The following is a 21,758-nucleotide window of genomic DNA, read 5'->3' as shown; positions in this document are numbered from 1 at the left end:
TTGCTTGCGGTGCACCATTACATCAAGCGCGCGCTATATCCTGCTTTTTCTACGGCAGCAATAAGTTGCTGAGATATTTGTGCATCGCTACATACTACTTCTGCTGATTTACAGGCAAGGCTTACATCGACATTACTAACACCTGCAACCTCTGACAGCGCTTGCGTTACGTGACTTACACAATGTTCGCAGGTCATACCCTCAATTGCCAGCTTAATAATCACTGTTTTCTCCTTATGCGTTACAGATACTTCTTTATGCGTTACACAAGTTTTTTCTTTTATTGTAGATGAATGTTCGCGCAAGGTAGGAGTAATTTTTGAAAGTGTGCGCGGTTTCCATCTCAGCAAACGAAGCGCGTTCCCCACTACGATAAGCGAAGAAATGCTCATAGACGCCGAAGCCATCATAGGGTTAAGCGTTATGGAAAACGGTTGGAGTACGCCTGCTGCAAGTGGTATACAAATAACGTTATATACCAGTGCCCAAAAAAGATTTTGCTTGATAATACGTGCCGTTTTTTTACTTAAATCGTATGCATGCACAAGATCGCATACATTGGAATTCATTAAAACGATGTCGGCGGAATCAATTGCAATATCGGTTCCAGCACCCACCGCAATACCAATATCTGCCTGTGCTAAAGACGGCGCGTCGTTAATACCGTCGCCTACCATTGCAACTAATGGATAGCTGCGAAAACCTACCAAACGCGAAAGCCTATTCGTGCGCGCGTGCGCAGCATTTTGTAAATTCTTGATACATGCGTATTTCTCATTTGGTAACAAACCTGCATGTACTTTATTTATGCTGAGCTGGCGCGCAAGCTGCTCACATGATGCAGGCGTATCCCCAGAAAGCATAACTGGTTCAAGAGCGCGCGTGCGCAAAGCGGCAAGCGCTTCAATGCTTGAAGGCTTGCAAAGATCTTCAAACTCAAAACAGGCATAGGCACATGTATCGTAGGCAACGTATATAACGCTCGTTTTTAACGTAGACTCAGGCAATACAGCACAAACTTGTGTTATATCAATATGCAATGAGTGCATAAGTCGCTCATTACCTATTACCAGGCGTCTGCCTCGTACATAACCTGTGACACCAAGACCAGGTTGTTGAGTAAAATCGCAGGTATCAACAACAGAAGTGCACGTTTTGTCGCTAAGCTCTATGTCATGCTTATCTGCCAATGTTTTAATATATAAGCATAAAGCGCGTGCAACCACGTGTTCGCTTTTATGCTCAAGCATCCATACATCGCGCAAAAACGATGCGTAGGCCTGCTGATTATTTGATAATTCATCAAGTACAACATGTGCCGTAACACAGGGCTTGCCACGGGTAAGCGTGCCTGTTTTATCAAAAGCAACCACACGTACACGGCGCAAGTTTTCAAGCGCAGAAGCGCATTTGAATAAAATACCAAAACGCGCGCCACGCGCACATGCAACCATAAGCGCAACAGGTACTGCCAAACCCAGGGCGCAAGGACAACTAACAACTAACACGCTTACAGCACAATTTATTGCCCAAGGAAGTGCGGATACTGCGCCTGCAAGCAACAACCAAGTGACAAATGTAACCAAAGAAATCAATATAACGGCAGGTACAAATAAAGATGCAAGTGTATCAGCGATGCGTTCAATAGGAGCTTTAGTTGAAGTAGCTTGTTCAACAAGGGTAATAATATGAGAAAGTACGCTCTGGGAAGCTACAGTGTCCACACGCAAACGCGCCCAACCCTGCAGAACGTGAGTTCCTGCATAAACCTTGGAATGAAGTGTTTTGTCTTGAGGAAACGCCTCGCCTGAAAGGGCAGACTCATCTACTGCAAGCGAGCCTGCAACCACGGTGGCGTCCAGAGCAATACGCTCCCCTGCTTTAACGATTATTTCTTGCCCAACCTGCACGGAATCGCGCGAACAAAGCTTTTCTCCCGAAGAAGTAACAACCGTTACCAAAGGCGGCACCAAATTGATAAGCTCGGTTAATGCGCTTGTTGCTTGTTGCTTGGTTTTTGTTTCAAAATAGGTTCCAATACTTACAAATACTAAAATCATGCCGCACGAATCAAAATAGAGATGATCGAGGGGAAAAGCCGCGGATACGCTTACGAAAGCAGGAAGTGCCTCTGTAAGGCTTTGCTGCGCGTGTGGCAAAGAAAACACATGTTCGGCATAATGCAGAAACGCAAACACATCAAACCAGCGAAGCCCCACAAGAAACGTTGAATATACAAACGAAGCAAGTGATCCAAGTGCAATAAGCGTATCCATGGTGGCATAACCTGCGCGAGCTGCCTTAAAGCCACGTATGAAGTACACGCGGTTGATAATGAGAATGCACAGCGCCAAAAAGAATTGGATGAGACCACCAAGTGCGTAATCGGCACGCGAAGTGCTTGAAAATAGACAGGGCAATCCAAACATAGGAGCCATAGCAAGATACATCAGTGGCACGGCACAGAGAATTGAAAGTTTAAGGCGATGCGCAAGACGGGAAAGTTCGCGCAGGTCAGAGCCTGCAGGAGTTGAATGAGAGTGCTTTTGAGCTACGCCAACAGCGGCGGCAGCGTCAGAAGCACTACCAGGTGTGGCGGTTACACTGTTAGCAGCTGCATCGGCAACACCATCATGCGCACCACCAGCAACATCACTGATTTGAGCATCGTAACCTGCGCTTTTAAGAGTATCCACAACCGTTGTGCAGAAAGACGGACCAATTTCATGTGGATAAGCCTGTATACGCAGTGTATGCGTTAACAAATTAACGTCTGCTGACTGCACACCCGTAATACCCTCGGCTGCCTGCTGCACATGCTTAACACATGCCGAACAAGTCATGCCTTCTACGTCAAATGTATACAAACGCGTGTTCTTAGACAAGGACATATAAGTTCTCGCTTATAAATTATTGAGATCCATAATGAACTCTTTTAAGCGCTGAAGCTTTTTACGTTGGTTTGGTGTACCTTGTCCATTTTGATCGGAATCATCGGAATCGTCTTCATTGGTTTTGGGTATTCCAAAAGGATCAGCATTGGGCGACTGTTGCTTTTGCAAGGTGTTTTGTTGCTGCTGTAGTGCTTCATCCGATCCAAGTGTCACGTCAAATGTTTTTTTCTCTTTATCACGCCAAACCGTAACACGCACTGTTTGGCCAATTTCATGAGATCTAACATTCAAAATCATTGCATCAGCCGAGGTAATTTCTTTATCATCAACAGCAGTAATAATATCGCCCTTTTTGATACCTGCTTTTTCGGCAGGACCCGTTGCCGCAACATCTGCAACGTAGGCACCTTCGGTAACGGGCAAACGATAATGTGATGCATTTTGTGCGTTAATGGTCTGCATAGCAAGGCCAATATAGGCATGTGTTACTTTTTCGCCATTCAAAATTTTATGGGCAATTTTCATAGCATAATTTGATGGAATGGCAAAGCCAATACCAGAAAAAGCCCCCGATGTAGAAGAGAAAAGCGTGCATATACCAACAAGCTTACCTTCGGCATTAACTAAGGCACCACCAGAATTACCAGGATTAATAGAAGCATCCGTTTGAATTAAGTTGGTATACAAGGTTGTACCCGACTTTGTACGCAGCGATTGATTTCGTGCAAGAGAGCTTATGATACCTGCAGAAACAGACTGATTCAAACCGTAGGGGCTTCCTACCGACATAACCCAGTCGCCAACAGAAAGCTTATCTGAATCGGCAGCTTCTATAGGTGTTACTTCGTCGCCTTCCAAATCGGCTTTAATCACAGCAATATCGCTTGAAGGATCCGAACCAACCACCTTTGCGGAATACGTTTTGTTAGCAATAGTAACCGAAACAGCTTGAGCATTAGCAACAACATGATAATTAGTAAGAATATTACCATCGCTATCGAGCATTACACCCGATCCCACACCTGAACCCTGAGCTTTTTGCACTCCAATTGAGACAACCGAAGGAAGAGCCTTAGCAGCCGCAGCCTTTGCTGTGGATGTATCCTGATCATGGGCGTCTATAGTTAAGGGAGAAGAATTACCCTGTGAGCTGTGTCCGCGCGTTTGGGCTAGGTAGTTTTGAACACCAAAATCAACGCCTGCGCCTGCAAGAACAAGAATAAGTGCCAATCCAAGTCTTACCAAACATGTACGCACATGGCGTTTTTTTCTCATGGTATCAGGTTTACATGGATCAGATTTTGTCTGTGCACATGGAATTTGTGCATGAGCACTTGAAGTTGAAATTCGTGGAGCTACGACCGTATCCGCTACATGAGCCGAAACATGTGGAACAGAAGACGTCGTTTTACCTTGTTGGTCATGTTCATGTTGAGAATGAGACACAAGAGGATCCATAACATCTGTTGGTGATGTATCTTGACGAGGCGCAGTTGGATTTACGTGTTGAGGATGCTCCAATTCATTATTCATTGCAACACCTTTCTTTTCATGAGGCAAACATATACCTCAAAACAATAGCTAAGAGGTTATCGGTATATATGAACTATATACATAATCGGTTAAATGTATACATTCATATAAAACTGACACACGCTCACCGCACGTTGCACAAAACATAACACGTTACACAAAATGAGGTAATCGTTAATGCTTACGATTTAAAGAGATACCCTACACCACGAACCGTAGCAATATGAGAAGCGATCTGAGGTCCCACTTTAGAACGAACGCGACGTATATGGACGTCAACGGTTCTTGTACCACCGCAGTATTCAAAACCCCACACCTGATGCAAAAGTTTTTCGCGCGAATATGCACGACCTGGATGAGTAACTAAAAATGAAAGAAGAGAATACTCCATTAATGTTAAGTCTACAGGCTTAGTGTCTATGCACACTTGATAGGTAGCAAGATTAATACTCATATTGTCTACGCATATCTCGTCCGCTGGCTCTGCTTCTTCGCCTGTCCACAATAAAAGTGCACATCTAATTTGAAACTCTGAACTTGGCGCAGTGGGCAAAATGAAGTCAAAATTTATATGCTTAGGAATATACAATTTATCTAAGTTACGCTGATCTTGAATAAGCAGCAATGCGGATACACCGTGTTCAACGCCTGCAGACTCAATAGTCTTAAGTACAGCAGTATCAAGATCGAGGGTATCAATAATAATAAGATCAAATTCATGACCCGAGTCAAATGCACGATGAATCGTTTGAGGTGTAGAAGACAAAATAGATACATCCAAGGCCTGCTTTAAATCCTGCATACTGGCCACGCATCGTTTAGTATGAGCTACCAGCAAGACATTTTTATGATGCATTGAATATCCTCCCTTAACCCCTTTAATACACCGTAATTGCATCTATATGGTCAATGCATAACGAAACACCGTAAAGCTAGACGCCTACATAACATTTTTTACGTTCCCAATCGGTAACAATAGAACAGTACTCATCCCATTCACGACGCTTTTCTTTAAGTAAATACTCAAACAGATGATCACCCAAAACACCGCGGCAGAAATCGCTTTGTTCAAAAAGATCAATAGCGTCACCTAGATTTTTAGGCAAACGATGAATACCAGCTGCCTTTTGCTCTGCAAGACTCAAGGTGTCCAATTTCATGGGAGCCTCGGGCGCAAGCGGAAGTTCTTCTTCAATACCGCGCATACCCGCTGCTAAAGATATAGCAAGCGCAAGATAAGGATTTGCCGTAGGATCGGGATTTCTAAGTTCGATACGTGTTGACTGATGTTTTCCAGGCTTATGCGTAGGAACACGTACAAGCGCAGAGCGGTTTTTGCGACCCCAGGTTGTATATACGGGAACTTCTCCATTTGCAACAAGACGTTTGTACGAATTAACTGTTGGATTAGTGATAAGCATAAATTCTGGCGCATATCTTAAAAGCCCTGCAACGTAGTGTTGAGCGAGAGGCGTTAGATGAGCAATATTTTCTTTTTTTGGAGCCCAAAATAGGTTATTGCCCTCTTTATCAAACAGGGATTGATACAAGAACATACCAGAACCCGAAACTTCGGTAGATGGCTTAGGCATAAATGATGCGATCAAATTATTATCAAACGCCTGCTGACGAATAACCAAACGCGCTGTCATAATATTATCAGCACAACTTATAGCCTCGGTATAGCGAAGCTCTACGCTATTTTGCGAAGGAGCGGGTGCGTGATAGGAATATTGAATAGGAATAGACATACGCTCGAGCATAAGAGTTGTTGAGCGACGAAGATCGGTTGAAGAGTCCGATGCCGTAAGATCAAAATATCCAGCTGTATCAAGTGATTTAGGAAGTAAAGAGCCATCCACATTAGAGCGATCAAAATAAAAATACTCAATCTTTGGACCAACATTTAAAATATAGCCTTTAGATTCTGCTTCGGCAAAAACTCTACGTAAACATGAGCGTGGATCGCCTTCAAAAGGATTGCGATGAGGCGTTTTTATGTCGCAAATAATACGTGCTACACCATCATTTTCGGAATGTCGCCATGGGAGAATTTGAAACGTAGTTGGATCGGGAAACGCAAGCATGTCTGACTCTTCTTGCGGAACAAAGCCTTCAACTGCCGAACCGTCAAATCCGACTCCTTCTTCAAAAGCCTCTTCCAAGTCTTCAGACGCAATAGAAAATGATTTAAGTTTTCCCAACACATCGGTAAACCAAAGGCGAACAAAACGAATACCGCGTTTTTCTACGGTGCGTAAAACAAAATCGATATTGCGATCATCACCCATACGTTCCTCCTCAATCAGTATTTGTGTTAGTTTCTCACAATCGTGCTGGGAAAGAAACGTATTTTCTTGCGTTTTTTGAAAAAGTAAACAGATAACACAATTTATAGCAGCACAAAAATGTTACTGCTAAGCTTTGTGCGAAGTTGGTTGCTGCTGAACCCTGCTCAGACGTTGAAGCGCAAGTGCTTTATCCGCATGAGCAAGCATAGCTTGCGCAGCTGGACATTGTGATTGACCCGAATTTTTGCTTAAGATACCAGCATGCGCGGGGCAGGACTTTTTAACATCGCACGAACCGCACGCACCTGTCATACTGCGTGCAATACGATATATACTGCGAACCATCACAGCTCCAATAAGAAGCAATAGCAGGTAATCTATACTGTGCACGGTAACCTCTCTTACATGTACTAGACAAAAAGCACCTAGTTGGCGCGTTGTGCAATTTAACATCGCCGATAGCAAACACACAGCCTCATCCAAACATATATCTGAATAGTACGGACGAATCAATTTGAGGGTGTAGTCGAAGATATTATTTTAAGTATACATTCAGCTTTACAGCTCACCTGTCCATAACCCATTCCATCATCATCTTTACAAACACTTGCCACTATCTCTACAAAGACTTATCTCATACCTTAAAATGAATGCACTCAAACAGTACGAATGGGTATAAAAAAGCTATACTAAAGAGTAACTACGAAAGGTTTTATATGAAAATAACTAAAGAAATGTGCATCTGCATAAGTGTAATATTTCTTCCTGGTGGTTTACTCTTTTTAGCAGACGCTCTTTTTGGACAAAACATGATATGTGGATACATTGCAGCACTCGGCTATGGCTTGGTTGCCGCGTGCTGGATATACTATTTTGCTTCTATAAACAACAAAAGTACTGCAAACAATGAGCTTATAACAGCTCCTTCAACTATGCCTACCAACGCACGTATTGCCTCGACAAACACAGAACATACGACAACCTCACCAAACACGAGTGCGGATAGACTTGCAACAAAAGCGACAACCGTAGCTGCAGCAAAAACAGACGTCAAAGACAGCTCACAAGTTCACGCACGGCAAACAAAGGCGCTGGCTCAACAAATTGACTTGGCAAAAACAAAAATTGAATCTTTTGATCTAGATGACTTTACCTCAAAGCTGCTCCATACAGCCGATGGAATTGCAGCATTGCGACTCTTTGCGCAAGATGTCAAAGACAAGCGCGCTCTGTGGGATTCTTCCCAATTTAAACGTGCAACCGATCGCTTGCAAAATAGCCTAAGTGCATCCGCCCAAAAAACCGTGATTTGCGACGAAACAGGCCAAGAAACGCAACTACTCAAACTTTCTACACTTTCAAACAACGCATATCTTACAGACGATTCACCAACAAAATCACCTCAAAAGCCTTCTTGTCTTGCATGGTTTTTAGTGCGTGAGCTTATGGATTCGGGTATTTTTTCCGATCAAATTACGCTTACCGAAATGCGTATTGTTCGTCCACAGCCGTCTAACTTTTTCTACATTCGTACGTCTGGGAAAAATCTAACAACTCAAGCTTTACGTGCGGTGGAAAAAGCAGAGGTCGCGCTTAACGCAACGCTTATTTTAGCTGAGCATTTTCAAGATAAGGAATTTACCCAAGAACAGGCACATGCGGTTTTACACAAGTATACCAACTCAATTGCCCATGAACTTGCACGTATCAAGCCAATGCTGGGTAAATCCCAAGGTGAGGTGCCCAATACTGAGTGGGTAGTACGTCGAAGTATAGCCTATGCTGTTGAAGCACTACGGCTTCCCTATCGTCTCCATGTAGATTTTCGTACCAACGTTGCAGATGGCAATGTTGCTCTTGAATTTGATACCACAGACGCGCATGTATTTCCCGATTATGATTTTGTAAACCATCTTCCTCATAAAAATTCAGCCAGCGATAAAAAATGTCTGGCAAGTGCTTATACGCTTCGTCTTGCATTACTGCTTGCAGGTGTTGCGTTTGCAAGTTCTGACCGTATTGAACATGTTTGGATTGCCGCGCGCAAAAAGCAGAACAGCAACACTTCTTGCTTACTTTCGGTAGATTTTGATAAAGCACGCTTTTTGACCATAGACTTTGACGAACTTTGCGATACAAAAAAGTTACAAGACATCTACCACCAGTTTGTGCCCGAAATTCATGTTTCTGACAACATGTTGCATCCAATTGAACAGACATTTTCGTTGGATGAAACGCGTTTTTGTCCTTCCAAACGCTACGACGTGCTCTTGAACAACAATACGCGCCTATCCAAAGAACAACAGCGCGTATTTGGTTGTCGACATGCCTCGGGTTTAGCAATCGAGGAAAACGAATGCCTCGAAAAACTTGCGGCACGTGTTGCAGAAAAACTCGCACGCGAGGAAACGGCTGGCACGCTCAGCTGCTCAGACAAAGTACAGATTATTCTGGAATGTGGCAAAAATGAAGTTGATCCGCGCATTACGGAAGCGTGCAGACGCTGCGCACGTAAGCTTATTGCTGCTTTGATACCAGATAATACTCAAGCAATCACCGAAGAACTCATAAGCGGCGATACTCTTAATCAAATTGCCAAACAGGCAATCAATGCCTGCAATAATGAAGCATACCAACAAGCACTTGATTTGCTTACACCGGTATATACCGATATCGAGAAAAAAGGCAGCTATCGTGATACACAAACGGTAAAATGGCGCTACTTTAATAACTATATAGATCGTGCACTTTATAACAGCAAATATGGGCGCATTGAATATGAGCGACGCTGCAAAAACCGTGAGCTTGATAAAGAAGCGTTGTTGCCGCACACGCATACAGCGCGCGAATTCATGCAACACGAACAGCAAATGTGGGATTCGCATCGTGTTTCGCTGATGCTCGTACCCGACGCCTATTATGAAATGCTTTTAGGATTATCGGTGTGCACAGCCGCCTTAAAAGATTATAAAAAAGCTGTTACATATGCTTATAAACTGGTAAATATTGCACCTGTTGATGGGCAAGCTCACATTCAGCTTATAAAATGCTTAATTGCATGCGAGCGCTACGACCAGGCACGAAATGAGCTTATCGACTTCATGCGCTATGCTTACGCTCCCGAAAGCTTAGCGCTTGCGTACTATCACATGGCTCGTCTTGAAATGATAAAGAACCACAAGTTATCTGCTCAAGCATGTTTTGCATGTGCGGTACATTTTATGCCACGCCTTGTTGCGCAATTACATGCAGAATTAGGTATATCTCAATCTGATGGCACTGAACATCCATTTTCTATGATGGATACACAAGAGCTTATATCGGTCCTTAAAGCCTACAACATACCCCTTGCGCCAACTCCTGAGATCACGTCATTTGTACTTGAAGGAACAAAAGCGTCGCTTGATGCCGAGGTATTCCCCGTGGCACGCAATTTTGCAACGCTCTTAGGCTTACTGTCGGGTGATGATGTAATGGTAGGCATTATCCGCTCAATAGAAACACGGCCTCAAGAGGGCGAATAGCCTACGTGCAGCTTTGCTTGAATTGCTTCGCTTGTAAATCAAACGTATGTTCTAGTAAAATATGTACTTTAAGCAAAATATGAGCGTGTACAAACTGAGAGCACCATACCAACAAAGAAGATAGCTGATGCACCTAAGACAATAGGCTCAATTCCTCCTGTTTCGAGTAAAAATCCAGCAGCCGTTGATCCAAACATAATAGCAACATTAAACGAGCAGGATTGAAGCGCATTAGCAACGGCAGTGCCACTACGAACCTGACGCGCAGTTGCAGTTTGAAAAATGCTGCTCAGCGAGCCAAATGCAATGCCCCACAGAACGAATGCACCGTGAAGCACCATCTCGAAGTGTAAGCTATAAAAGACAAGCATAGCTACACAGCCCAGCACAAACATCGAGACCAAAAAGAGATGAAGACGCGTATCAATAAACCTCAAAATAAGGATGACCGAAATAATTGAACCTATACCAAACCAAATTTGTGCTAGCTCAACACTGGGATAGCTAAACGTAGAAATAAGCGTGGTAATAAACGTATATACTCCGTAATTTGCGCCAACTCCTAAAAACGTCAGAACGATGACAAGCAAAATACCTGGGTTAGCAAGCATGGTAAACGGAGAATTTTCCCGGCTTCGTTTTTCACCTTTAACGTGAGGCAAGAACATCATGCAGAGTACCATAACACCTACAATAAGCAAAGCCATAACCGCAAACTCAAACTGAAAACCAAATTGACGACCAATCCAGGTCATGCAGGGTTGACCAACCGACATACCTACCGTTATACCCGACATAATAATGGCAACGGCTTTGCCAGCAGATTCGCGAGGAACAAGCGACATACCGTATGCCGTGATCATGGGCCACAGTGTGCCGGCGCAGATGCCGCCCAATGCTCTTCCAACAAGAGCAATATGAAATTGTGGCGATAGGGCAACCATAAGATTTGAAGCTGCAAACCCGATAAGTAAAACAGCTAACAGTTTTTTTCTATCGCGAGAAACCGTAAGAGAAACTAAAGGAATTCCAAAAATTGCAGAAGCAACTGCATACGCTCCTACAAGACCCGCTGCCTGCGTCTGCGATATCGAAAAATGTTCTATCATAGCAGGCAAAACACCTGAAGGCATAAGTTCGGATAAGACAGCAAGACAGGTAATTGAAGCCATTAAAAGCAGCGATGAAAGATGAAGGCTGCGTGCTGTACTATGAGTAGATGTAGCCGTATCACAAGGTGTCATGATCTCTTTTTGTGTGTTCAACAAAACTTCCTTTATAACTTCTTACCATTAAACATATACACATATAAAATGTACGAATTTTAACGACAAAAAAGAGAGCCACACACGCGGCTCTCTTTCTAATCAGCCTTTTAAATAAGTGCAAAATAATGAACTCACGGTAAAGCTAATTTATACGTATAACCCCAAATGAGTTATGCTTTGCGAACATTAGAAGCTTGAAGCTTACCATTTTGACCAGTGGTAATATCAAACTCTACTGCTTGACCTTCGTCCAAAGTCTTAAAACCATCCATTTTAATCTCACTAAAGTGTACGAATAAATCATCGCCATCTTCGCGAGAAATAAAACCGTAGCCCTTGTCTGGATTAAACCATTTTACAGTACCCTGAGCCATGTCGTGCCTTTCTTTCTTGTCCTATTGGACTTAATAGGTGCATACATTATGTACACACTAACTAACCGCTACTTATAAAGAAACTCTTTTACCAAACACACACGATGGTGACCTTGGTTAAATAGTCTTTTCACAAGCACAGTTTCTATCATACTCTATAAATGTAATAATTTAGTCGACAATTATATTGCATTCTTTAAGACTTACGATAGCTTTGTGTTAAGACTTGCAAATTCTAGTGGAATAACATCAGCTTCACAATCAAATGCCTGCTCTATAGCATGTGCTTGTCCTAATCTTAAACTACTTAACTCTAGATTTTGCGTGCGTTCGTAAACACGCGCCTCCATACGAAGCACATAGGCAACATATTGAGCAATAGAAGCACCCACCTGAGATAGATTCATCATCGTAACCAAAGAAGCGGGAGCAAGCTGCATAACAACTGCTGAATTCATCTCAAGCAATTCTGCAATGGCGTCATCAACTTCACCTAGATGCGTAATGTCTTTTTTAAGAAGCGCGTATTCCAAAGGCTTGGAAACGCCCTCAACAAATTTTTTAATTGCTTCTTCAAGAAAATCCTTATGAATCATGAATTCTCCTTTCGCTATGAACACAAAACTATCTCACACAGCACCTATATTTAAGGTTAGCATCTATGCAGTTGGAGCATGCAAGCCTAAATGTGTAAACGCAAGTGAAGTTGCTTGTCTTCCTTGCGGCGTTCTAATTAACAATCCTCGTTGAAGCAAATACGGCTCGTACACATCTTCTAACGTAGCAGGATCTTCCCCTACCGCAGAAGCAATAGTGGTAAGTCCAACCGCTCTACCTCCAAATGTTTGCGTTAATACCGATAATATCTTTTTATCCATCCAGTCTAAGCCCATTTCGTCAATTTCAAAGAACGATAAAGCTTGTGAAGCAACATCCCAGGATATTTCGCCATGGGCTTTTACCTGTGCATAATCTCGGACGCGCTTAAGAAGGCGGTTTGCAAGACGAGGTGTACCGCGCGAGCGGGATGCAATTTCTTGTGCACCTGAATCGTCAATACCAACCTCAAGAATCCCCGCGCTGCGTTTTACAATTTCTGCCAGCTCATCCACCGAATAATAATCAAGGCGATACGAAATTCCAAAACGATCGCGCAAAGGTCCTGTTAACAAGCCCGTTCTGGTGGTAGCACCAATGAGCGTAAAGTGAGGCACATCTAAACGTATCGAACGTGCAGCTGGACCTTTTCCAATAACAATATCAAGGAAAAAATCTTCCATTGCCGGATAGAGCACTTCTTCTACCTGATGATTAAGGCGATGGATTTCGTCGACAAATAAGACATCTCCCTCTTGAAGGTTTGTCAAAATAGCAGCTAAATCACCTGTTCTAGCAATTGCTGGACCTGAGGTTGTTTTAAGGTGAGCACCCATTTCATGAGCAACAATTGAAGCAAGTGTTGTTTTTCCTAAACCTGGAGGGCCCGAAAACAGCACGTGATCGAGGGTTTCTCCCCTATCCTTTGCAGCAGAAATAAGTACACGAAGGTTTTCGCGTACACGCGTTTGTCCGCAATAATCTCCCAGCGATTCTGGTCGTAAACTACGCTCAACATCTAAATCATCTTCGGTAAGCTCACACGCCACGCTCCGCGAAGCTCCTGCGTTATGTGCTTGAGCATCTGTTCCGCTCTCGTGCTGTAAAGCATGCGAGTGCATGCTTGAAGCGCTATCGGCAAAGAGGTTTTCTTCGTCTGCTACCCACACTATAATCTGCCTCCTAAGCGTTGAAGCGCTTGCGTAATAACGGTTTGTGCCGTAAGCGATGGATTATCATTGCATTCTTTTTTATCATACGGTTTAAGAGCAAGCTCAACTTCTTGAGGTGTAAAGCCCATAGCCAATAATGCCGATTGCGCGTCATCAAGTACACTGTGCTGCGGTGCTTGCTCACGCGCGCCAGACGTCTTTTGCTCGGCAGAAGCCAAAATACGAAGCTCGGCATCTTTTGCAAACACATCGGCTAACTCTATAAGCAAACGTTGCGCTTTCTTTTTTCCAACGCCTGGCACCTGTGCCATACGTGTTACATCTTCGGACAGCGCAATTGTTGCTAAATCTGATAAAGAATACGTTGACAAAACCGCCAGCGCAAGTTTAGGACCTACACCCGAAATATCAATAAGCCTATCAAACGCGTTTCGTTCTTGGCGTGAAGAAAAGCCATAGAGTTCCATAGCATTTTCTTTAACGATCATTCTAACTAACAGCGTAACAGCCGTTTGACCACATGCAGGTAAATTGGCAGCCGTATTGGCAGAAATTCCCAATTCATATCCCACGCCCTGTACGTCTAAGACCACCGAGTTTGGAAAGACTTCAACAAGTGTTCCTGTAAGCTGAACGATCATTATTTATTTCTCCTGCTCTGACGTGTCTTATCCATAACATTTCCAATGCCGTGAGCATAATCGGAATGAGCCTTACTTGCAGCTGCGGTAAGCGCACGAGCCTGTAGTTTGTGTTGAAGGGCTTCGGCACGTTGCTGTTCAAGCATTTCTACCGAAGCACTTTGATATGCCGCCTGCTGTGTGCGAAGTAAACTTGCATGGCAAATTGCCGCAGCCAACGCATCAGCACAGTGATCGGGTCTTGGATCGTGATCGAGGTTCAAAATATTTCTAACCATAAAGATCACTTGGCGTTTATCAGCTGAACCCGTACCAACAACAGCTTGTTTAATCTGCATAGGAGTATATTCGCCCAAAACTACACCTGCACGCGCACAAGCAACAAGTGCCGCACCACGTGAATGCGCCGTATCTATGGCAGAACGCACATTTTCGCCAAAAAATATTTTTTCAATAGCCACGTGCACTGGCTGATAGCGCTCAATAGCATAGGAAATTCCCTGATAAATAGCATCAAGACGTTCGGGCAACGACTGAGCAGAGGTGGTGACCACGCAATCATACGCACGTGCGCGATACACGCTCCCACGTGTTTCCACAATACCCCATCCTGTATGTGCAAGTCCTGGGTCTATTCCTAGGATTACCATGCTATCTCCTTAGTATCATCCCGATAACCGGAACATTAGTTCTAGTATATCAGATTCTTTGACAATGTGGATGAGATTTAAGGACTTAGTTTTCAGAATACGGATTATTGTCATCTAACTCGTGCGTCATCTGCAAAGACGTACCCGATACAGATGATGCATTTGCATGAGATGTACGCGTGGGACGCTGCGCATGATTATAAAATACGCCACCATAGCAAAAGTCACGCACTGTTCCCAAAATAAATTTCAGATGACGCTCGGCATGCGCCGAGGTAAGCTTTTTATTCATAAGTTTGGTAAACGAGGCATCATGTGCATGTGACTGATGGGTATCGTTTGCACGAAACTCCATATTTTCAAACGTATCAAGCTGATTGTCTAAAATATAAAAGCTTTCTTCATGTGAGAGCGGGCGCGCGTTCAAAATATCGTCCACCAAATCTTGAATCGACTGATCTTGCGAACGCACCTGTGCACGAGCTGCTTTTTGAGAGCTCATCTTATTTTTGAGATCAAACGCATGTTGCAGATCACGAATAAATTTATCAATTGTCTTATCCGATGTATTGCTTTGAGTGTCGTCTGAGGTATGCTCTTGTGAATCATCAGACGTTTTATTAAACACACGCTGAATATCTTTCATAAATGTTTCAAAGTCGCTTACAGAATCACTTGGAACTTCAATATTAGCCTGCATAATGTGACTATCTATATCGCCCGGAAGCGATTGCAAGAGCTTGCGTAATTCGTCTTCGTCAATGTCGTGGGCATTACCCACCGTCATAAACCCACCTGCAACAGGAAGCGTTTGAAAACCATGACTCTCAAGCCATGCTTTAAGAGATTGTGCATGTTTTATAACGTCCCTATCAGCGCTTGGGTCCACATCACGCGCGCCGGTTGCGCGCAAAAGAATGTCCTCATCAAGTTCATCGTCGTCGTCATCATCGTCGAGATACGGATCGTCTGGGTCGGCATCGTCTGGGTCGGCATCGTCGTCATCTGCTCCGAACAATTTGAGCAAAGACTCAGGCGAACGAGAAAAAGCCTTCATCAACGACAGGTCTATCTTTTGAAACAGCTGTGACGACAGGTCTGTTGGTACCAGAGCGGTTGATAACGTATCAGCTTGAGCAGCTAAAATGCATGCCGAAATGGGGCAGTTAGAAAGCGTAAACGTATCAAATGGTGCTGCAAGCGTGTGAGAAAGTTTATGCAAACACGAAGTAAAGAAGTCAATTACTTCTTGAGTGGCGCCAGATTGAGTGGCGTGAGACTGATCAGACGCTGATACACGCTGGTGAAGATAGTTCTGCAAGTTGCTATCAAGTGTACGAACATCACAGGTAGCAGGCACAGACAGGTGTTCTTGCAGCCTTTGATATTCAATATTTTTATATTCACAGGTTGAAAAAAGAGCCGAACGAGTCATGCGAGCACGAGCAAGACGCTCAACATCACAGCGCAAGAGGTCGGCAAGCGGAGCAATGCGAGTACATGTATCAAAAAGTGTGTATACACCCAGCATATACGAAAGCTTGTCGCACGAACTTACCAACACAGCCGAAAGCGTTTGTGCCCATGTTTGTGCATAGCCAACAAGTGCACCTTCGCGAACATGTATTTTTTCTTGCAACGTTCTAAAACCTTGACCGTATGACATATCGTTGCAGGTACGAGCATCAATTCCTAACGCAGTTGCCAATGTGTTGGCAGCCGTAAAATCATACGAGCATTCACGAGGTGCAATCAACGCGTGCACGTGCAAAGCACCAAGTGCATCAACCAATAACGCCGCAAGCACGCTACTTGCAAGACCACCATCCATGACGCAAACAACTTCACGCGCGCCAAACATCGCGCACCTGTCTTGGATACCCATACAAAGCGCATCCCATATATGCATGTAAGCATAGTCAGGATTTTTTTGAATACGAGTTGACAGTTTTTGAGTTGATAGTTTGTCTTTAGATGTTGGCGATTGATCGGTGTTATACAAACAAAAGCGCTGTTCAAAGGGTGCACAATACGCGCTCATTGTTCCATGTGGCTGCAAAACAAAACTTGGTGCTACATAAAGTTTGTTGTTTATACAACCAATACTTGGCACTACATATACAGGACATATCGTAGGAGTTATCAAAGTATCCTGCATAAACGGCGTTACGCGCGCAAACTTGTTTGCAGCTGTATCAGGAGCTGCATTTTCAGCCGTGCGTTCAGCCGTATGTGCAGACGTATTTGAAGGCGTGTTTTCAGCCGTACTTGAAGGCGTATGTGCAGACGCATTTACAAACTCGAGCGCAGACGAGAGCGAAAGTGGTTGAGAGTCAAACAGAATGATTCCATGTGGCTCGTATTTTTTGTATGCATCTAAATTACGCGGCGAAAATGTACACACAAATCTTTGATGACACAAGCTAAAACGAGTAACACGACGCGGCAAGCGTTCTTCAAGAAGAAATGCGCACGGATACTCACGCGAGGCAAAACTCCAATCACAAGGAGCTAACAAAGGTGTTTTCACATGGAGCGCCATGGTATACAAGCAGCGCAAGCGCACATCTAAATCATCACAGCGCGAAGAGTGCGCCAAAGAAGATGGATCTGCTGTACCTACTTTCAAGCACGCATTGGTAAAACTACGTGGAACAATAATTAAATCAACTGCATGACGTGTAGCATATGCGTCAAGTTCTTCAAGCTTGGCAAGCATTTCGGCAACTGTTGAACAAATAAGACGCGTATGTACCATCAATATATTCATGAATCGCTCCAAAACTTTATACTAACACCGCACAACGCCATTTGAGTAAGCATGGTATCATGCGTTGAACTCACGCAACTCTTACCGAGCGCGCTTACAACCCTTTAGATAAACACACTCACTCGACAATCCGAACCAAACATATCCTCAATCTCGGCCTTGAGCAGCGGATCGCACGCATCTACCGTAAGAGGTAACTCCATATGCATAATATCATGTGCCGAACTTTCGTACAGCAACTCAACCCTATCAAGTCCAGGATAGCGCACAAGCACGCTCCGCAGCATTTCAAAATAAGGCGTAGAGAGTTTTGACGTAGAAAGGCCGATTTCTATAACATGAATTGAGTTAATTGCACCCGAAAGCTGAAGCGGTGCCAAAGTCTCTACAATAACTTGATTACCTCGCTCGCCACGCTCAAGTTTACCAGTAACTTTGATGAAAATATTTTCGCCACTGCTATCAAGCGACTCCAAAACTTCACCTTTAAGCAGCGCAGATGAAGCCTCAAACACCTTAGGAAATACAACTAAAGGAATTTGTCCTTCCATATCTTCGAGCGTAACAATAGCCATCTGTTTTCCCGTTTTAGTAAGGCGACGCTGAATAAGACCTGTTGCTGTCATGCCTGCTAAATGTATTGTTTTTCCTTCGGGAACTTTATATTCCAAATGCGTGGCGCCGCTTTGCTCGTCAATAACTTCTTTGCTTTCTTCCAGCTCACTTAAGGTAAAATCACGCGAACGACGCAAAGCAACCTGATACGGGCGCAGAGGGTGGTCGGTAACATAAATACCTAATACTTCGCGCTCTTGCGAAAGCATAAATCCGTCTTCCCAGCGATCATGCGGATCTGCAGGAGGAATTTTTTCTTCAAATCCCGATCCTTCAACCGTTCCAAAATAATCAAACAGCGACAGTTGTCCCATCGAACGATCTTTTTCGTGACGTGCAGCCTCATCTATAATATTTTTAGGATTGTTTTTATCAATAAATCCCATAAGCTGCTTGCGTGGATAGCCACACGAATCAAACGCACCAGCCTTGATAAGAGCTTCTACAACACGGCGGTTTGCCTGAGCAGAATTAACGCGCTTCACAAAATCATGCAAATTTGCAAATGGGCCGTTTTTCTTGCGTTCTTGCATAATAGCAATACCAACATTTTCACCAACACCGCGAATACCAGCAAATCCAAAACGAATTCCTTGTGGTGTTGCCGTAAAATCACGACCAGACTCGTTAATATCAGGAGGCAAAATTTTAATACCCTCGTGATTACATGCACTAATATAGTGGACAATTTTGTTGGTTTTACCCATATACGATGTAAGTACCGACGCCATGTATTCACGCGGAAAATATGCTTTTAACCAGGCTGTTTGCATAACCAAAATAGCATAGCCTGCAGAGTGCGATTTGTTAAACGCATACGACGCAAATTCCAAAACATCGTCCCAAATACGTTGTGCAACTTCTTTTTTATAGCCGTTTGCACTTGCACCATTCATCCAGTGGTCATACGTTGTTTCATCTCGACCGTTTTCCCAGTGAAAAATGGTACTGGTTAAAAGCGCAATTTTTTTCTTTGCAACAGGTTTTCTGATTTTAGAGTCGCTCTCTCCTTTAGAAAAACCACTCATTTTTACCGAAATCTGCATAACCTGCTCTTGATATACAATAGTTCCGTATGTTTCGTCCAAAATGTCTGAAAGTCTGTCATCATAAAAGACAACAGGTTCACGACCGTTCATACGGTTAATGTAGCTTGTTACCATGCCTGCACCCAAAGGTCCCGGACGATACAAGGCAATTAAAGCTACAATTTGGCGAAACTCTTTTGGTTTCATATTTTTGATGGTTGCTGTCATGCCTTCCGATTCAATTTGGAACACGCCAGCAGTTCGTCCCGAACCAACCAACTGAAAAATGCGCGGATCGGTAAAAGGTATTTTTTGCGGATCAATATCAATGCAAGTAGCTCCTGGTTTAAGGCAAGCTTTAACTCCATCACCCAAAGAATCAAGCTTGCTTAAGTCGGGATAACTAGCACGAATGTTATCAAGTGCTTTAGAAATAACGGTTAAGGTACGCAAACCCAAAAAGTCCATCTTTAACAGACCCATATCCGCAACGGAATGTCCTTCGTATTGGGTAATTTCTACGCCACCTTTGGTGTCAAGCTTAGTGGGAACGTGGTCATTAACAGGTGTTGGTGCAATAAGAATAGCGCAGGCATGCACGCCTTCGCCACGAATGATACCTTCAATAGAGCGCGCAGCATCAATAATGCGGTGCTCATCACCATTATTATGGTAAGCATCCACAAAATCGGGGTTATACATGTCCTCTTTGCCTTCAGTTTTTGAAAGCACAAATTTGAGCTTAGTCTTTGGGTCACTTGAAACCATTTTGGACAATTTTTGCGCAGTTGCAACGGGATACCCCAAAACACGAGCGGCATCGTTAATTGCCTGTTTTGCCTTAATGGTTGAGTACGTAATAACGTGACACACACGATCAGAACCATACAGTTCACGAACATGTTGCACAACTTCCAAACGACGCTCATCGTCGAAGTCCATATCAATATCGGGCATCTCGGTACGCTCAAGCGACAAGAAACGCTCAAACATCAGGCCGTTTTCAAGCGGGTCAAATGCCGTAATGTCCATAGCGTATGCAACAATAGCACCTGCCGCAGAACCACGACCAGGGCCTACACCAATACCATGCTCTTTTGCCCATCGGACATATTCTTGAACAATTAAAAAGTAGTCAGCAAAACCCTTAAAACAAATAACGCCATATTCATATTCAAAACGTTCTTTTACATTTACACCGTTAATGGTAACGTCTTGCCATTGTTTGCCGTATTTACGCGCCAAACCTTGTTCGCATTCGCTACGGAAACGCTCCTCTGATGTTTCACCTTCGCGCAAACCAGGAAACTTAGGAAGATACATGTGCGTCCAGTCAAGCTCAAACGAACATTTTGCGGCTATGCGAACGCTTTCGTCTACGGCCTCAGGAACCCATGCAAACAGTGCGCGCATTTGTTCTTCGGACTTAAAATAAAACTCCGAACCGGGAAGCGTTGACTGGTAATTTTCGTCGAGGTGGGTGTTGGCACCAATACAGCTTAAGATATCGCGCGTTTCAACGTCATCTTGATGAAAATAATGATTGTCATTAGTTGCAACAACAGCTATTCCCTCTTCTTTTCCCAGCTGAACAATGCGTTGTGCGATCATTTGTTCGGACATACCGTTCCAAGAATCCAAAGAAACACCGTGATCTTGGATTTCAAGATAAAAATCATCACCAAACAAAGCTTTAAATTTTTGTGCCCACGCGCGCGCTGCATCGTATTGCTGCGTAACTATCATTTGAGCGATAACACCATGCGCACAACCGCTTAAACAAATAAGGCCTTCATGATACTTTTCCAACATGGCAAACGTAGTACGAGGCTTGTAATACATCATTTGGTTTGCCGCAAGTGACATCATTTTCATTAAGTTAACGTAGCCCACAGCATTCTTTACCAAAAGCGTTAGGTGATAACGTTTTTGCGGCGTTCCTTTTTCGATACACTGATCAGGAATGAGGTTTGCCTCACATCCAAAAATAGGCTTAATAAGAAGCTCAGGTTTTTGTGCACGAACGCGCTCGATATCATGCGTTTCATCCCATACGCGTTTATCTTTTTCCCATTGTGCATGACATCTATCGTGAGGCGCAGCGTCAGGGTCATCTGGCTTAGGCTCTTTGTTATCCCACTGTTTTTCATAGCATTCAACGTCGTGCTTGTACTGCTTCATATCGGCAGCATTATCGTTATATTTTCTGCATGCTAAATCGAAATCGGGGATCCCAAACATATACGCATGATCGGTAAGTGCAAGCGCGTGCATGTGTTGAGCAACTGCTGCGTCCACCATATTCTGAATGGAAGTTGATGCGTCCAAAACAGAAAAAAACGAATGATTATGCAAATGAACAAAAGCCATTATTCCCTCAAATTTCGTCTATTGTAGCTGT

The 21,758-nt window shown here is 43.6% G+C and carries 14 protein-coding genes; 1 reads left to right on the top strand and 13 read right to left on the bottom strand.

Annotation, left to right across the window (positions count from 1 at the left end; all coding sequences use genetic code 11):
* Positions 1 to 17: 17 nt before the first annotated feature.
* From HMPREF0091_RS04485 to HMPREF0091_RS04465, 5 genes are all read right to left on the bottom strand, one after another.
* Positions 18 to 2,891, bottom strand: a complete 2,874-nt coding sequence (locus HMPREF0091_RS04485) for a heavy metal translocating P-type ATPase (RefSeq protein ID WP_006303099.1) — start codon at positions 2,889 to 2,891, stop codon at positions 18 to 20.
* Between the two features lie 12 nt (positions 2,892 to 2,903).
* The gene (locus HMPREF0091_RS04480; protein WP_010241168.1) at positions 2,904 to 4,427 is read right to left on the bottom strand and encodes a S1C family serine protease; all 1,524 of its coding nucleotides are present in this window, start codon (positions 4,425 to 4,427) and stop codon (positions 2,904 to 2,906) included.
* 181 nt (positions 4,428 to 4,608) lie between these two features.
* Positions 4,609 to 5,283 carry a winged helix-turn-helix transcriptional regulator gene (locus HMPREF0091_RS04475; protein WP_010241167.1) on the bottom strand — a complete coding sequence of 225 codons (675 nt, stop codon included), beginning with the start codon at positions 5,281 to 5,283 and terminating at the stop codon, positions 4,609 to 4,611.
* A 76-nt stretch (positions 5,284 to 5,359) separates the two neighbouring features.
* Positions 5,360 to 6,718, bottom strand: a complete 1,359-nt coding sequence (locus HMPREF0091_RS04470) for a glutamine synthetase family protein (RefSeq protein ID WP_006303093.1) — start codon at positions 6,716 to 6,718, stop codon at positions 5,360 to 5,362.
* 126 nt (positions 6,719 to 6,844) lie between these two features.
* Positions 6,845 to 7,063 (bottom strand): hypothetical protein, encoded by a 219-nt coding sequence (locus HMPREF0091_RS04465; protein ID WP_035434618.1) that lies wholly within the window; start codon positions 7,061 to 7,063, stop codon positions 6,845 to 6,847.
* Between the two features lie 371 nt (positions 7,064 to 7,434).
* Between HMPREF0091_RS04465 and HMPREF0091_RS04460 the strand changes: the two genes are divergently transcribed.
* Complete coding sequence (locus HMPREF0091_RS04460) at positions 7,435 to 10,242, top strand: tetratricopeptide repeat protein (protein WP_010242037.1); 2,808 nt, start codon at positions 7,435 to 7,437, stop codon at positions 10,240 to 10,242.
* A gap of 68 nt (positions 10,243 to 10,310) precedes the next feature.
* On the opposite strand, the gene HMPREF0091_RS04455 is transcribed toward HMPREF0091_RS04460, so the two are convergent.
* The 8 genes from HMPREF0091_RS04455 to dnaE form a co-directional block, all read right to left on the bottom strand.
* Positions 10,311 to 11,507: an MFS transporter gene (locus tag HMPREF0091_RS04455; RefSeq protein WP_006303087.1), complete on the bottom strand. Its 1,197-nt coding sequence runs from the start codon at positions 11,505 to 11,507 to the stop codon at positions 10,311 to 10,313.
* 173 nt (positions 11,508 to 11,680) lie between these two features.
* A complete protein-coding gene (locus tag HMPREF0091_RS04450) occupies positions 11,681 to 11,884 on the bottom strand; it encodes a cold-shock protein (RefSeq protein WP_006303086.1) in 204 nt (67 codons plus the stop codon).
* 203 nt (positions 11,885 to 12,087) lie between these two features.
* Positions 12,088 to 12,480 (bottom strand): hypothetical protein, encoded by a 393-nt coding sequence (locus HMPREF0091_RS04445; protein ID WP_010242032.1) that lies wholly within the window; start codon positions 12,478 to 12,480, stop codon positions 12,088 to 12,090.
* A gap of 63 nt (positions 12,481 to 12,543) precedes the next feature.
* Positions 12,544 to 13,650 (bottom strand): Holliday junction branch migration DNA helicase RuvB, encoded by a 1,107-nt coding sequence (ruvB, locus tag HMPREF0091_RS04440; RefSeq protein WP_006303084.1) that lies wholly within the window; start codon positions 13,648 to 13,650, stop codon positions 12,544 to 12,546.
* On the bottom strand, positions 13,650 to 14,294 hold the full coding sequence (gene ruvA / locus HMPREF0091_RS04435) for a Holliday junction branch migration protein RuvA (protein WP_006303083.1): 645 nt from the start codon (positions 14,292 to 14,294) through the stop codon (positions 13,650 to 13,652). The genes ruvB and ruvA overlap by 1 nt, the downstream gene beginning before the upstream one ends.
* Positions 14,294 to 14,944, bottom strand: coding sequence for a crossover junction endodeoxyribonuclease RuvC (ruvC, locus tag HMPREF0091_RS04430; protein ID WP_006303082.1), 651 nt, complete (start codon positions 14,942 to 14,944; stop codon positions 14,294 to 14,296). The genes ruvA and ruvC overlap by 1 nt, the downstream gene beginning before the upstream one ends.
* Before the next feature lie 85 nt (positions 14,945 to 15,029).
* The gene (locus HMPREF0091_RS04425) at positions 15,030 to 17,714 is read right to left on the bottom strand and encodes an adenine nucleotide alpha hydrolase family protein (protein ID WP_006303081.1); all 2,685 of its coding nucleotides are present in this window, start codon (positions 17,712 to 17,714) and stop codon (positions 15,030 to 15,032) included.
* Between the two features lie 104 nt (positions 17,715 to 17,818).
* Positions 17,819 to 21,727 carry a DNA polymerase III subunit alpha gene (gene dnaE, locus HMPREF0091_RS04420; protein WP_006303080.1) on the bottom strand — a complete coding sequence of 1,303 codons (3,909 nt, stop codon included), beginning with the start codon at positions 21,725 to 21,727 and terminating at the stop codon, positions 17,819 to 17,821.
* Between the last annotated feature and the right edge of the window lie 31 nt (positions 21,728 to 21,758).

The sequence above is a fragment of the Fannyhessea vaginae DSM 15829 genome (assembly GCF_000159235.2).
Taxonomy (GTDB): domain Bacteria; phylum Actinomycetota; class Coriobacteriia; order Coriobacteriales; family Atopobiaceae; genus Fannyhessea; species Fannyhessea vaginae.
The sequence above is the reverse complement of the archived record's forward strand: the minus strand, read 5'-3'. Positions and strand labels throughout refer to the sequence as shown.